Source organism: Glaciecola sp. HA4-3 (assembly GCF_055693685.1).
The window spans coordinates 1,384,964-1,398,294 of the sequence record NZ_CM146340.1 but is presented as its reverse complement, the minus strand read 5'-3'; the positions used below and the strand labels follow the sequence as shown (position 1 = coordinate 1,398,294).

Annotated in this window: 15 protein-coding genes, 1 tRNA gene and 1 pseudogene; 8 read left to right on the top strand and 9 right to left on the bottom strand. The window is 39.0% G+C overall.

Annotation, left to right across the window (positions count from 1 at the left end):
• Positions 1-28: 28 nt before the first annotated feature.
• Positions 29-1,946 (bottom strand): annotated as a pseudogene (gene thrS, locus ACZ1G6_RS06640) (threonine--tRNA ligase).
• Between the two features lie 221 nt (positions 1,947-2,167).
• Here thrS and ACZ1G6_RS06635 point away from each other — a divergent pair.
• The 3 genes from ACZ1G6_RS06635 to ACZ1G6_RS06625 all read left to right on the top strand — a co-directional run bounded on the left by ACZ1G6_RS06635 (position 2,168) and on the right by ACZ1G6_RS06625 (position 5,288).
• Positions 2,168-3,205 (top strand): DUF3080 family protein, encoded by a 1,038-nt coding sequence (locus ACZ1G6_RS06635; RefSeq protein ID WP_472618582.1) that lies wholly within the window; start codon positions 2,168-2,170, stop codon positions 3,203-3,205.
• A 119-nt stretch (positions 3,206-3,324) separates the two neighbouring features.
• Positions 3,325-4,095 carry a class II aldolase/adducin family protein gene (locus ACZ1G6_RS06630; RefSeq protein ID WP_472618581.1) on the top strand — a complete coding sequence of 257 codons (771 nt, stop codon included), beginning with the start codon at positions 3,325-3,327 and terminating at the stop codon, positions 4,093-4,095.
• 17 nt (positions 4,096-4,112) lie between these two features.
• The gene (locus ACZ1G6_RS06625; protein WP_472618580.1) at positions 4,113-5,288 is read left to right on the top strand and encodes a mandelate racemase/muconate lactonizing enzyme family protein; all 1,176 of its coding nucleotides are present in this window, start codon (positions 4,113-4,115) and stop codon (positions 5,286-5,288) included.
• Positions 5,289-5,317: 29 nt separating this feature from the next.
• Here the strand turns inward: ACZ1G6_RS06625 and ACZ1G6_RS06620 are convergent, their stop codons facing one another.
• The 5 genes from ACZ1G6_RS06620 to ACZ1G6_RS06600 form a co-directional block, all read right to left on the bottom strand.
• Positions 5,318-6,256 (bottom strand): amidohydrolase family protein, encoded by a 939-nt coding sequence (locus ACZ1G6_RS06620; protein ID WP_472618579.1) that lies wholly within the window; start codon positions 6,254-6,256, stop codon positions 5,318-5,320.
• 4 nt (positions 6,257-6,260) lie between these two features.
• Positions 6,261-6,998, bottom strand: coding sequence for an SDR family NAD(P)-dependent oxidoreductase (locus ACZ1G6_RS06615; protein ID WP_472618578.1), 738 nt, complete (start codon positions 6,996-6,998; stop codon positions 6,261-6,263).
• An 86-nt stretch (positions 6,999-7,084) separates the two neighbouring features.
• Positions 7,085-7,161: transfer RNA gene (locus ACZ1G6_RS06610), tRNA-Val, on the bottom strand.
• 62 nt (positions 7,162-7,223) lie between these two features.
• Positions 7,224-7,439 carry a hypothetical protein gene (locus tag ACZ1G6_RS06605; protein WP_472618577.1) on the bottom strand — a complete coding sequence of 72 codons (216 nt, stop codon included), beginning with the start codon at positions 7,437-7,439 and terminating at the stop codon, positions 7,224-7,226.
• 46 nt (positions 7,440-7,485) lie between these two features.
• A complete protein-coding gene (locus tag ACZ1G6_RS06600; protein ID WP_472618576.1) occupies positions 7,486-8,292 on the bottom strand; it encodes a patatin-like phospholipase family protein in 807 nt (268 codons plus the stop codon).
• Between the two features lie 251 nt (positions 8,293-8,543).
• Between ACZ1G6_RS06600 and ACZ1G6_RS06595 the strand changes: the two genes are divergently transcribed.
• The 5 genes from ACZ1G6_RS06595 to ACZ1G6_RS06575 are packed head-to-tail and all read left to right on the top strand — an operon-like array spanning position 8,544 to position 11,404.
• Positions 8,544-8,927, top strand: a complete 384-nt coding sequence (locus ACZ1G6_RS06595) for an ACT domain-containing protein (RefSeq protein ID WP_472618575.1) — start codon at positions 8,544-8,546, stop codon at positions 8,925-8,927.
• Between the two features lie 44 nt (positions 8,928-8,971).
• A complete protein-coding gene (locus ACZ1G6_RS06590; RefSeq protein ID WP_472618574.1) occupies positions 8,972-9,322 on the top strand; it encodes a Spx/MgsR family RNA polymerase-binding regulatory protein in 351 nt (116 codons plus the stop codon).
• Entirely contained in the window at positions 9,312-10,445 is a 1,134-nt protein-coding gene (gene dapE / locus ACZ1G6_RS06585) for a succinyl-diaminopimelate desuccinylase (RefSeq protein WP_472618941.1), read from the top strand. The genes ACZ1G6_RS06590 and dapE overlap by 11 nt, the downstream gene beginning before the upstream one ends.
• An 18-nt stretch (positions 10,446-10,463) precedes the next feature.
• Positions 10,464-11,144, top strand: coding sequence for a M15 family metallopeptidase (locus tag ACZ1G6_RS06580; protein ID WP_472618573.1), 681 nt, complete (start codon positions 10,464-10,466; stop codon positions 11,142-11,144).
• A gap of 32 nt (positions 11,145-11,176) precedes the next feature.
• Complete coding sequence (locus tag ACZ1G6_RS06575) at positions 11,177-11,404, top strand: DUF2897 family protein (RefSeq protein WP_472618572.1); 228 nt, start codon at positions 11,177-11,179, stop codon at positions 11,402-11,404.
• Between the two features lie 51 nt (positions 11,405-11,455).
• On the opposite strand, the gene ACZ1G6_RS06570 is transcribed toward ACZ1G6_RS06575, so the two are convergent.
• The 3 genes from ACZ1G6_RS06570 to astE are packed head-to-tail and all read right to left on the bottom strand — an operon-like array spanning position 11,456 to position 13,264.
• Positions 11,456-11,779, bottom strand: coding sequence for a heavy metal-binding domain-containing protein (locus tag ACZ1G6_RS06570; protein ID WP_472618571.1), 324 nt, complete (start codon positions 11,777-11,779; stop codon positions 11,456-11,458).
• Positions 11,773-12,204 (bottom strand): HIT domain-containing protein, encoded by a 432-nt coding sequence (locus ACZ1G6_RS06565; RefSeq protein WP_472618570.1) that lies wholly within the window; start codon positions 12,202-12,204, stop codon positions 11,773-11,775. The genes ACZ1G6_RS06570 and ACZ1G6_RS06565 overlap by 7 nt, the downstream gene beginning before the upstream one ends.
• Positions 12,194-13,264, bottom strand: a complete 1,071-nt coding sequence (gene astE / locus ACZ1G6_RS06560; RefSeq protein WP_472618569.1) for a succinylglutamate desuccinylase — start codon at positions 13,262-13,264, stop codon at positions 12,194-12,196. The genes ACZ1G6_RS06565 and astE overlap by 11 nt, the downstream gene beginning before the upstream one ends.
• Between the last annotated feature and the right edge of the window lie 67 nt (positions 13,265-13,331).

Below are 13,331 nucleotides of genomic sequence, written 5' to 3'. Positions count from 1 at the left end.
CGTATTATACCTATTCTACACCGTAGTGCTATTGAATTTTTTTAGTTTTTACGTCGTTTGTCAATAATTCGATGAATTCTGCAACCGGCATACTCCCTAAATCAACTCCTTTACGCGTTCTGACAGCTACACAGCCAGATTCTTTTTCTTTGTCGCCAACCACTAAAATGTAAGGCGTCTTTTTAAGAGTGTGCTCGCGTATTTTGAAGCCAATCTTTTCGTTTCTAACGTCTTGTTTAACCCTAAAACCTTCAACAGCAAGCTGTTTAGCAACGTCTGCCACATATTGGGACTGAGAGTCAGTGATATTAGCAATCACCACTTGATTCGGCGCGAGCTAAGTAGGAAAAGCACCTGTGTACTCTTCTGTTAATATTCCAATAAAGCGTTCAATTGACCCTAATATAGCCCTATGAATCATCACCGGTACTTTCTTTTCACCGTCTTCTGCAACATAAGTCGAGCCTAATCTTACAGGCATGGAGAAATCTAATTGTACTGTTCCGCATTGCCATGCTCTATCTAAACAATCGTAAAGTGTAAATTCGATCTTAGGGCCATAAAATGCACCCTCGCCCGGTTGGAAAGCAAATTCAATATCGTTTTTACCTAAGGCATCTGCCAAGGCTTTTTCTGACTTATCCCAAATTTCGTCGCTTCCTACGCGCTTTTCTGGGCGAGTAGATAATTTCACTGCTACTTTCTCAAATCCGAATGTTGAATACGTGTCATATACCATCTTGATGCATTCACTAACTTCATCAAGTATTTGCTCTTCTGTACAAAACACATGCGCATCATCTTGCGTAAAGCCGCGCACACGCATCAATCCATGCAAGGCACCCGAAGGTTCATTACGATGACAACAACCAAACTCAGCCATTTTTAATGGTAAATCTCTGTATGATTTTAAACCTTGATTAAATATCTGCACATGCCCAGGACAATTCATTGGCTTTATAGCGTATTCACGTTTCTCAGACTCCGTTGTAAACATGTTTTCAGCATATTTATCCCAGTGACCAGATTTTTCCCAAAGGCTTCTATCCATCATTAACGGACCTTTTACCTCGTCATAGCCATATTCACGTAACTTCAGGCGCATAAATCGCTCTAGTTCAGTGTATATTGTCCAACCATCGTTATGCCAAAACACCATACCCGGTGCTTCTTCTTGCCAATGAAACAGATCAAGTGTTTTACCAATTTTTCGATGATCTCTTTTTTCAGCTTCTTCCAGACGATTAAGATATGCTTTCAATTGCTTTTTATCAGCCCAAGCTGTTCCATAAACACGTTGAAGCATCTTGTTATCAGCGTTACCTCGCCAATATGCGCCAGCTACCTTCATTAACTTAAAATGATGACAAAAACGCATTGTTGGCACATGTGGACCTCTGCACATGTCAACATATTCTTGATGATGATATAGACTAAGGCTTATCTGTTTTTTCTATATTTTCATCTAATATTTCTATTTTATAAGATTCGCCTCTTTGTTCGAAAACATCACGCGCCTCTTGCCATGTCACTACTTTCTTAACTACATCATAGTTTGTCTTCGCTAATTGCAGCATGCGTTTTTCAAGCGCAACAAGTGCCTCATCATTAAGAGGCTCTTCCAAATCAACGTCGTAGTAAAACCCGTTATCAATTGTGGGACCAATTGCCATTTTAACATTCGGGTATAACTGCTTAATGGCATGCCCTAGCAAATGCGCACAAGAATGCCTGATAATCTCTAAACCTTCATCATCGCGTGTCGTAATTATTTGTAAATTAGCATCATGATGTATTTCATCAGTCGCATCTACTAACTTGCCATCTACGCGCCCAGCTACGGTGGCTTTTGCTAAACCAGGGCCGATATCATTGGCCACATCAAGAACACAAATAGACTTGTCAAAGGAGCGTTGGCTACCATCTGGAAGAGTAATTACAGGCATAAGATTCCTTACAGTGGTGACGCCTACCAAGCGCCACTTGTTTAGTGAAAGTAATAGAGACGTAAATACATCGCATAAAAGAGCGTGGATTATACCGACATACTGCCTAATCTTGCAATCCAAGTATCGCTCAACAATGAAGAATCCTCATAAAGTGAGCTAATTAAACTGTTAGCTGCGTATCCATATAAGCATTTCATTACTTAGAGGCTTATGTTGGCATGGTTCAACCCAGATTTCTTATTATACTGCTTGTCATTTTTACTGTAAGTGCCTGCAACGATAACAAGCGTGTAAAATCTGATTTAGATAAATATAGCGAAAGGTTAGCAAGTTTTACTAATCAATCATGGCAAACACCCAAGCCTGATTTACGTTTGCTTGCGCCTGATAAAACAAGTTTAGAACGTAAACTTAGTCCTATCTCTATCAATTTGCGAGAGTTCTATGCATTTGAAGCATGCCCACTTAAGCAAATTATTGCGCAGCGTAATACCGCGCTAGGAAAGCTGCAACTTCCATCAAAACGATTCTCTTACGAAAAAGATTTAATTGACGCAATGATTGAGTGTGAAGCCATTTTAGTTGATATAACCCACAGAGCAAAAGAGGACAAGAGCAAACATAATAGACAACTTGATCTGGCGAAAAAACTTCAAACTTGGCGCTCTTTGAAACAAGAACAGCTTTCAATTGTCTGGATGAATATGCTTACTCAATCAGACGAAATTTATCTGCACTTTTCTAGCGCATCGGATTTTATATCAGGTGAACCCAGCGATGAGTTCCAGCTAAGCTATCAAGCGCTCTACTACATTGGTAACAGCCTCACAAGTGATACGTTTTCTCCAAGTGATCTAGAGGAACACTTGAAAGTCTTAGCTCAATCAAGATTATTAGCACGCATGTGGCGCACACAAACTTTACTTAGCTCATATTTAAATCAATCCTCACAGCTGCTCAAAACATATTTGCAAGACGCACAATGCAATTCAGTTACCAAGCAAGACGAAATAATGATCATGCGAAACATCTTTACAAGTCTATTTGCTGACAAAATTCAACCTTTAGGCTCACAACTGAACCGCTATCATTATCAAATCACACCTGTTGTTGAGAAGATGCTGACGCATCCTCATTTTCCAGATGACTATAAACAATTTATTGATACTCACCTTATTGAAGGTCATCAAGATTATAGAAAAGCAATGAAGTCGCATATTGAATTATGGCAAGAGGTATTTGGACTATGCAATTAGAAAATACTAATAGCGTTGCGAGATAACTTAGCATTAAAGATGCATATATTCGAACGCATATTGGTGCTAACATCCACGAAAAGTTGAGAATAAAAACAAAAGTAATATAGGAATCTATCGTGTACGATTTACCTCATCTAGACTTGCGCAATAAGGTGTCTAATATTGAGTGGCAAACTAGAGTTGATTTAGCTGCTTGCTATCGTTTATTACACTTGCACCAATGGGATGATTTGATTTACACACATGTATCGGCTCGTATTCCCGGCACAGAGTCACTTTTAATCAATGCATTTGGCTTGAGCTTTGAAGAAATCAATGCTTCTAATTTAGTAAAAATTGATATTGACGGTAATAAACTTGATGCTAATAGTCCTTACGATATAAATCCTGCTGGTTTCACAATCCACAGCGCCGTTCATATCGCTCGCCCTGAAGAACAATGTGCAATGCATTTGCACAATACAGACGCGATAGCCGTTGCAAGTTGTGAAAACGGCTTACTTCCTTATTCTCAATATGCTGCTTTTGCACTAGCGAGCATGAGCTATCATGAATATGAAGGATTAGCCGTAAATGATGAGGAAATAACCCGCTTACAACAAGATCTCGGACACGCTAATTTTATGCTTTTAAGAAATCATGGCGCATTAACTATGGGTATGACTATCGGCGACGCATTTATGCACATGTATGATTTGATGAAAGCGTGTGAAATACAAGTAAAGCTTCAGCATGCAGCTGATCAGATTGTTAAGGTTGATGATTCTGTCATTGCAGGCATAAAAGCGCAAGCAAACGTCGTACATACGGGACTTACTGGCGGCCAAAAAGCATGGCCAGCTATGCTTAGGCGTGTAAAACGTCTATATCCAGATTTTGATAAATAACTAAGGCAAAATGTTACATGAAGATAAGCCACGTTGAAATTTTTGATATCCACTGTCCAGAGCGTCCGCCATGGAACCCTATTTTTGTTCGCATACATACCGATGAAGGTATTCATGGCGTAGGGGAAGCTGGTCTAGCCTACGATTGGGGACACAGCGCTGCAGCTGCCATGATTAAAGAAATTGCTGAAGCCGTATTAATCGGCTTTGATCCATTTAAAACTGAACTACTTTGGTCTCGGATGTTAAGAGAGAGCTTTTGGGGCTTAGGAGGTGGACCAGTACTTTATGCTGCGATGAGCGCCATTGACACTGCCCTGTGGGATATAAAAGGAAAAGCCCTTAATGTTCCTGTTTATAAGCTATTAGGGGGTAAAACAAACGACAACCTGCGCACTTATGCTAGTCAGTTACAATTTGATTGGAGTCAAGATTGCGTAAAAATGCTAACACCTGACGATTATGCTCGCTCTGCTGCAAAGGCTATGTCTGAGGGATATGACGCGGTAAAAGTTGACCCCATCGTGTATGACGAAAATGGTGATTCGAGCTTTGACAGAACAAAATTGTTTACGCCTAAGCAAATGAAATTATTTGGTGACCGTCTTCGTGCTATACGAAAAGAAGTTGGTGATGAAGTCGATATTATTTTTGAAGCACATTCTTTGATGGGGTGTGCTTCAGCGATTCAAATGGGCAGTATTATTGAAGAAGTTGGCTGCATGATGTTTGAAGAACCCGTTAATTATTTGAATTCTGCAGTGCATAAAAAAGTGGCTGATAAGGTAAATGTGCCTATTGCTGGAGGCGAAAGACTGTATCATCGGTGGGATGTTCGACCATATTTTGAGGATCAATCTATCGATGTTTTACAGCCCGATGTTGGTTTATGTGGAGGTTTTACTGAAGCAAAGAAAGTGTGTGACTATGCCGATGTCTACGATATCAGAATTCAAGCTCATGTCTGTGGTGGGCCTGTTGCAACCGCAGCTGCATTGCAATTAGAAGCTGCGATTCCTAATTTTTTAATACATGAGCATCATACTTACGCCATCAAACACTGGAATCGTGAACTATGTGTGCAAGACTATCAGCCTAAAAATGGCGTCTTCAAAGTTCCAGATTTACCGGGACTAGGGATCGACCTTAACGATGAAATCGTAATGCGTTCTCCCCATGTAACTGTTAAGTAGTATTTTCCAGACGATAAACGCTTCTGCGTTTATCGTTTCAAACAATAGGCTTTTTGAGCATTTTCTAAGCAAAGTTTGTTGATTAGTCGTATTTCGCTATGCTGATCATCATGCTTTTGTCTACTATATCGTTTTACGCATTTTAGCAAGCCAGTCCAGTATTCTTCATACGGTTTTGACAATAATGTCAATGGAAAATTACTCGCTAAAACAACTCTATCTTCGCCGAAAACATCAATTAAAGTATCTATTTGTTGCAAGACATCATCCCAAGTATAAAGCCTATTTTGCATCTCAAAACCACTGCACTTGATAAAACAGTGCTCATATCGAGCGAACATTCGAGCGTGTATGTGCCATTGTTTAACTTGTTGCTTATACGAATTTAATTTGGCACCTAGAGGCAAGAAGCCGCAATGATTAATGATTATTTTTAAACGTTTGGATTGCTGCAAACATTGAATAAATAAACTAACAATGGCTTCGTTTGTAAGATCCATCTGTAGCTCAAAGATAAGACCAAGCTCTTCAATGTATGCCAAATTTCGGCTAACGCGGTCTAAAAGTAGACTATTGTTGCTAATTTCAGCGAAATCATCGTCAATGATATACCGTAGACCAACAAGAAGTGATGTTTGTGATAGCTTTGTACACTCATTTGCAAAATCTACCGAAGAGCAAAGCAAATCTGCAAACCCTACATAGTGCCCTTTATGTTGATTGTTTTGCTGAGCCTGCTCACTCCAATAGTTGATTTCATTATAAGGCGCATGATTATCAAATCCCGCTTCTATATGCACAAATGAGAATAGCGAAAGCCCCGTTGGCATTTGCAAATCTTTATATCCATAGTTTTGGGCAATGAGATGTTTATCTGGCCAAAAAGGCGCTTTGCTTTTGCTCAACCATTCATATTTTCCTTTATCAAGGTTAATAAAATGGACATGAGGGTCAATAATTTTTTGCATACAATTATTGAGCTGTGTAGCCGCCATCAATCATCTGCAGCGACCCTGTGATAAATTGTGCTTTATCACTAGCCAAAAAAAGCGCAAATTCTGCAACCTCCTTTGCCTGCCCTAAGCGACCCAAAGGCTGAAGTTGGGCTTCCTGTTCATGAACATGTGCAGCGATATCACCTGAGCGCTCACAATATTGATTAATTGCCTTATGGTACAAAGGCGTTTCGATTGTTCCTGGGCAAAGAGCGTTCGCCCTAATATTGTACTGTGCGTAGTCTAATGCCGTCGTTTTTGCCATTGATGCAATCGCGTGCTTTGATAAATTGTAAGCAAATGAATTCTGCTTGGCGATGTGCGATTGGTCCGAGCCCATGTAAATGACACTTCCTTGTTCATACTGACGCATACGAGCCAATACTAATTGTGAAACAAAATAAGCCCCTTTAACATTAATATTAAATACTCGTTCAAAGTCACTTAATTGGGTGTTTTCCATATTACCCGAGAAATGTATACCGGCATTAGAGATGAAAACATCTATTTTAAGTGTTTCAGGGATCTGTTTAAAAGCGTCAGTAACATCGCGTTGATTGGTAATATCACACTTCAACAGTTGATAAAATTTGCTATCAAGGATATCACCTGAATTACAATCTAAGTTAAAGACTTGATAATTATTAGACAAAAATAGTTCAACAGTAGCTCGCCCTATTCCAGACGAACCGCCAGTAATGACGAGAGTTTTCATATACACAAATACACAGTAATAACCATTCAGATATACTAAGATGATTATTGTTAGAATTCAAAGTAAGAAATGCATTAAAAGAGAATTGGTGCGTCTAACTAGATTCGAACTAGTGACCTCTACCATGTCAAGGTAGCGCTCTAACCAACTGAGCTATAGACGCATAACATCAATGCGACGCGTATATTAACGATGCCTTTTAATGATCGCAAGTGTTTTTAACAACTATCTAGCTAAGTGTAGCTCTTTGACGTGTTTTTCTGGTGATTCACTTTGAACGATTTTTAAAAATTCTTCTGCCAGCCTTTTAGATTCGCGCATTACAACTTGCCAATACTTGATCCTAGTTTGTGCATCAAGTGCTTGAAAGTCTTTACGATCAGGGATTTTTTTGTAAGGCAAAGTGTCTACAAATTCAGCACTTGGCGAAATCAATACCACATTATCATAGCTATCAGGATGACATTGTCTAGATTTAAGCGATTTATCAAACCAACCAAGGCGTTGGCGTACTATAAAAATGAGGATAAAGAACTAAGTCAGGGGTGTGGAACTTCATATCAAAATGATAATCAATTATCCCTCCATCTCGATACATCCCTTGTGGCACATCGGGTATATCACTCACCCCTTCAATCACCGCAGGAATTGACCCCGTTGCCATTAAGGCGCTGGGTAAATTTTTGTAATTGAGTTTGGCAAATTCAGTTGGGATTGGCGTGCGTTCACTAAAAGAAAAATCTGTTTGCCTACTTGATGCTACTAAACGTGTAAAACTCCGAGACAAATATTGTCTGCCCCTTGCGTTGCGAGCTGCAGCAAGAGCAAGCCCGCTCATAAGTGCAAACTTATTTTCGCTTGACACTAAGCCATGACATTTAGCGATCATAATATGTAAATTTTTGTTTGTTGACTGTGTCGCTTGCATCGCACCATCAGTCCCAAGCATTTTTGATAACAATAGTGTCCCTTTCTGAGTCACTTCAGCTACACTTGGTTTTGCAGAATATATTGTATTAGCGTAGTTATTCGCCAAGCGTTCAATAGCAGCAGCAGGGTCGTTTTGAGCAAAACAAGCTCCCCTAAACGCCCCGACAGATGTGCCTATAATATCTATCGACTTTGTTCGACGATGCATAAACTCGTTAAAAATAACCTTATCAAGGCCATATAGTACAAACCATTTAGGACCACCACTTGCGCCTAAAAAAGCTGAAAATAAATCAGGTATGAACCCTTCTTCTTTAATTCGTTTTAATGCTGTTTTCCCAGCGAAGATTGATAATGGTGACATGTTTTATAATTATAATTCATCAAGGGTATAAAGTATGACAAATAATCATATCTAAGCACAAATAAATACTATTAATTAGGAACAATAATCAGTGTTTGACTGTATTATAATCAATGTGCTTTTGGTATATTATTCAAGCTCTTATTTACTTACTAGTAGGTAACACACAGACTTATCCACAGAATAAGTGGATAAGCTTTTATCATTGTGGCGCAATATATTTTTATTTTCCAAGCATTAAAGGCGAGGTTATGTCTAAACAAACACTTAAGGTGCTAAGAGAAACGTTCGCCATTCATAGCCTTGATGGGACGCAGAGCATTCCATCAGCAGTGTTAGCCTGTGAAATCTTTTTTATTGGTAAAACACTGGATGAATTGAGCATTGTGCTTCCACAATCGGTCTCTTTGCCATCTATAGAGACTGACTATGATTGGAGAGTCTTGGAACTACTTGGACCGCTCAACTTATCGTTAGTTGGCATAATGTCTCAAATAAGCGGAGTGTTGGCGGATGCAAAAGTAAGTATTTTTGTCGTTTCTACCTTTGATACTGACTTCGTATTAGTCAAACAAGATCAACTTAATCAAGCCGTTACGGCATTAAAAAAATCAGGATATCAGTTTACTGATTAATATTTAGTAGTTAACAATATTAATGAACATTTTTAGGGGCTAATATGATAGTTATGTACGGCATCGCCAATTGCGATACCATCAAAAAAGCAAAATCTTGGCTAAACGAAAAAGACTTAAGCTTTGAGTTTGTCGATTACAAAAAGGCGCCTGCCGATAAAGCAGTATTGCAAACGGCTATAGATGAATTTGGTATTGATACGGTCCTTAACAAACGTGGAACGACTTATCGCAAATTGCCTGATGATATAAAAACGAGTATCAATGAGCAGACAATAATTGATATTTTATGTGAGCATACCTCAATGATAAAGCGACCCATACTGTGTCTTGATAACAAAATAATTGTCGGATTTAAGCCTGCACTTTACGAGGAGTTTTTCAATCTTGCTTGATGTAATTAGTTTAACCAAATCGCTTATTGAAAAGCCTTCTGTTACACCTGATGATGCTGGTTGCCAAGATTTAATGAAGTCCTTACTGGCGGAAAGCGGCTTTACTAACGAGACGATGGTGTTTGAAGATACTACCAACTTATGGGCAAGAAAAGGGACTAGTAAACCTGTTTTTTGCTTTGCTGGGCATACCGATGTGGTGCCCACAGGGCCATTAGAGAAATGGTCCTTTGCTCCTTTTACGCCGACTGAAAAAGACGGTTTTTTATATGGAAGAGGCGCCGCTGATATGAAAGCAAGCCTGGCGGCAATGTTGGTAGCAACAAAACGTTTTGTCGCTGACTTTCCCAACCACAAAGGCTCAATAGCGTATTTGATAACCAGTGACGAAGAAGGTCCATTTATCAATGGGACCACCCGTGTTATTGATACACTAGAAGCCAGAAGTGAAAAGATTGATTACTGTATTGTAGGTGAGCCTTCTAGTACATTAAAGACCGGTGACGTCATAAAAAACGGGCGCAGAGGCTCTTTAACCGCGAACCTAACGGTAAAAGGCAAACAAGGACACGTTGCATACCCTCACCTTGTTGATAACCCTATACATAAGGTTTCTCCTGCTCTAGCAGAATTAAGCACTACTGTTTGGGACATAGGGAATGCGTTTTTCCCTGCTACCAGTATGCAAATTTCAAATATAAATGCCGGTACTGGCGCCAGCAATGTCGTTCCTGGAAATGTTGATATTATATTTAACTTTAGGTATTCAACTGAAGTTACCGCGCAAGAGTTAGTCACAAAAACCCAAGAAATATTGTCAAAATATCAATTAAATTATGACATTTCGTGGACGTATAACGGCGAACCATTTTTAACTGCACAAGGAAACCTTGTAGAAGCTTGCCAAAAGAGTATAAAAGAAATACTTGGGTTTGAAACTCAGTTGAGCACGGCTGGAGGCACTTCTGATGGCCGATTCATTGCACCAACAGGCGCGCAAGTTGTAGAGCTGGGACCTGAAAACAATACTATTCACCAGATTGACGAACGCGTTAATATAAGCAATGTTCAACAACTTGAAAAAGTGTATTATCAAATACTCGTTGAACTTTTAGCCAATTAAAGGCTATGGAGATACCTTGTGTTTAAGCTTACCCAAGAACAGATCATGGGTTTACACGAAGACCACTTGGTGAGTGTGGACGAGCAACACAAACTAGTGTCTGAAGTCGCTACTCAATTCTTTACCATGCAAAAAGCGGCAAAGTCCTTTGGTCTTGACCTTCAGATTTGCAGTAGCCATCGAAACTTTGAACGACAAAGCCTAATCTGGAATAAAAAATGGTCAGGTAGGCTCCCATTGTTTGACATACATGATCAAGAACTTGCAGTGTCATCGCTTGACGATATTCAGAAAATACATGCGATTATGCTCTGGTCTGCATTACCCGGTGCAAGTCGCCACCATTGGGGCACTGATTTAGACGTTTTTGATAAATCAAATATATTGGCCAAAGATCATGAGTTTACGTTAGTGCCTGCAGAGTACCAAGCAGGCGGACCCTGCGAGGCACTAGCGGCTTGGTTAAGAGCCAATGCCAAAAACTATGGTTTTTATCTTCCCTATGCTAATTATAATGGCGGCGTTTCAAGTGAGCCTTGGCACCTATCATATAAAAAACTGGCTGACCAAATAGTTACCCAATTTGACATTAAACAACTTCATAACTTACTAAATAATAATGATATTTTGGGTAAAGACCTTATTTTAGAAAATTTACCATTATTATTTAACAGATATACCTTAAATAAAGGCGTATAATCAACAATATCAAATATGTTAGGTCATTTATTATGCAATTTAGCACTACCACCGTTGTTATTATTATTGTTGTTGTACTGGCAATTATTCTAGGTAACATCACTGCGCTATTACGCAGTAATAAACCATTTAAGTTTCCAGATAACTTTGAAAACAAAGCATCCTATGACGACGCAGAAGAAAATAGTGATAAGGACTTTAATTCTTTGAGTAAAGAAGAAGCGGAAGCGTTAAAGCAAAAACAGAATAAAGATAAATAAACGATAGGCTCAATAAAAGGACATGCCATTAAGGCATATCCGTGCATACCATTACTGTGAAACTTTTACTGCAGTGCCACTGATGCTTACCATCAACATACTGCCATTTTGGCCAACGACTTCATAATCTAAGTCAACACCAACGACCGCATTTGCACCTAGGGAAAGTGCTTCTTTTTGAATCTCATCAAATGCAATTTTACGCGCTTTAGTTAATTCAGCCTCGTATGCACCAGAGCGACCGCCCACAATATCTCGAATTGATGCAAATAAGTCTTTAAAAACATTAGCCCCCATTATGGCTTCGCCAATAACAACGCCGTAATAGGCTTCTATATTTTTACCTTCAATACTATTGGTAGTAGTAATTAACATATGTTTTGTCCCTCTAGTTTATGTCTAATTATTCGCGCTATATCTACCATCATTGCTGCACGCTTTGCTGGTTCATATGACATAGGCTTACCAAAACCCCAAATCGGATTTGGCCAAGCATCATCATACTTAAAACGTACCACAATATGGATATGTAATTGTTTCACAATGTTTCCAATCCACGCTGTATTGAGTTTGTCAGGTCGAAAAAGCTCTTCAAGCGCAATACTGCAAACGCGTATTAATTGATGCATATTTTCTTGCACGTTTGGGGCTAATTGATGCATTTCGGTGATATTATTTTGCATAGGCACCAACAAAACCCAAGGATATCTCGCATCATTATGAAGCCGTATTTGGATGGAATTTATCTCTAGTATTAACTCACTGTCCTTTTCCAGTGCTTTATCTAATTTAAAGCTCATAAGGGATAACCGTTAACAGTGCTCGTTGTCCAAGCGCGACCTTGGCATTGGGAAAAACAATCGCTTCGCCTTCATATTGTGCAATATATTCTTGTCCACTTTCACTCGCTAGTATGGTGCCCTTTGCAAATTGGGTAAAATTTGCAATATCGTCGCTAAAATGCAGGGTGAAATCTTCTTTTTGTTTATCGATGACTTGATTAACCGTATACACTTCCAAGGTGTTTGTGTTGTTAGCAGAAATATTGAGCGAGTCTTGCGAAATTAAGTCTTTTAAATTATCGAAAATAGCAGTAAATCTAGATTTTTCATTTTGCCCAAAGGGTTTTACCTTACCTAACTCAACCGTAAAAGCGTGTGCGTTATAATTAAATGATGAAAAGTAGCTAAAGGTCGCGGTTGGACTTTGTGATAGCAAAATTGTACTAACACCGCTATCTGATAAAAAAGCAAGTTGCTCTTTACTATGAGTTTTACCATGTAAGAATGGATAAACGGCAAACTTTTCATTGATTGATGGTCGAATTGCTGTATGCAAATCATAGTGAATCTTATGATCGTTGCAGCTTGACGTAGGCTCTTGAGTTGTTTGCTCATCAAAAAAGCGCTCAACTGCACTCATAAGTGTTTGCGCCCTTTCCCCCTCAATGCTCGAAGTCTTAATGTTTTTACTAAAAAGCCGATTAAGATTTTCCTCTACAAACCGCTCGCCTATTCTCATAGCGGGAATATTGCCAAATATAAACAGTAATCGATGTGTCGGCATCAACACTTGATTGAGTAACAAATTAACTAGTTCATTGCATATCTCAATTGGTGCTGTCTCGTTGCCATGCACGCCACAAGATAAGATTATACTTTTCTTGTTTTTATCGCGCATATTGGCGTTAAACGCAATAATACCTTCATCGATAAGTGAAACATCAACTCCATTTGGCAATACAAAAGACATCGGCATGGTCTGAGACTGAGTGTCTAACAAATATGCTAAATAGTCTTTAGTAATAGCTTCTATAATACCTTGCTTTTTTTGAGTGTCTTGAGAAGAAGTCTTGATCACAAATAAAATCCGAATGGCGATATTTTTTATTTGTGAAGAATAATACCAGACCTAAGTCTGATTGTTT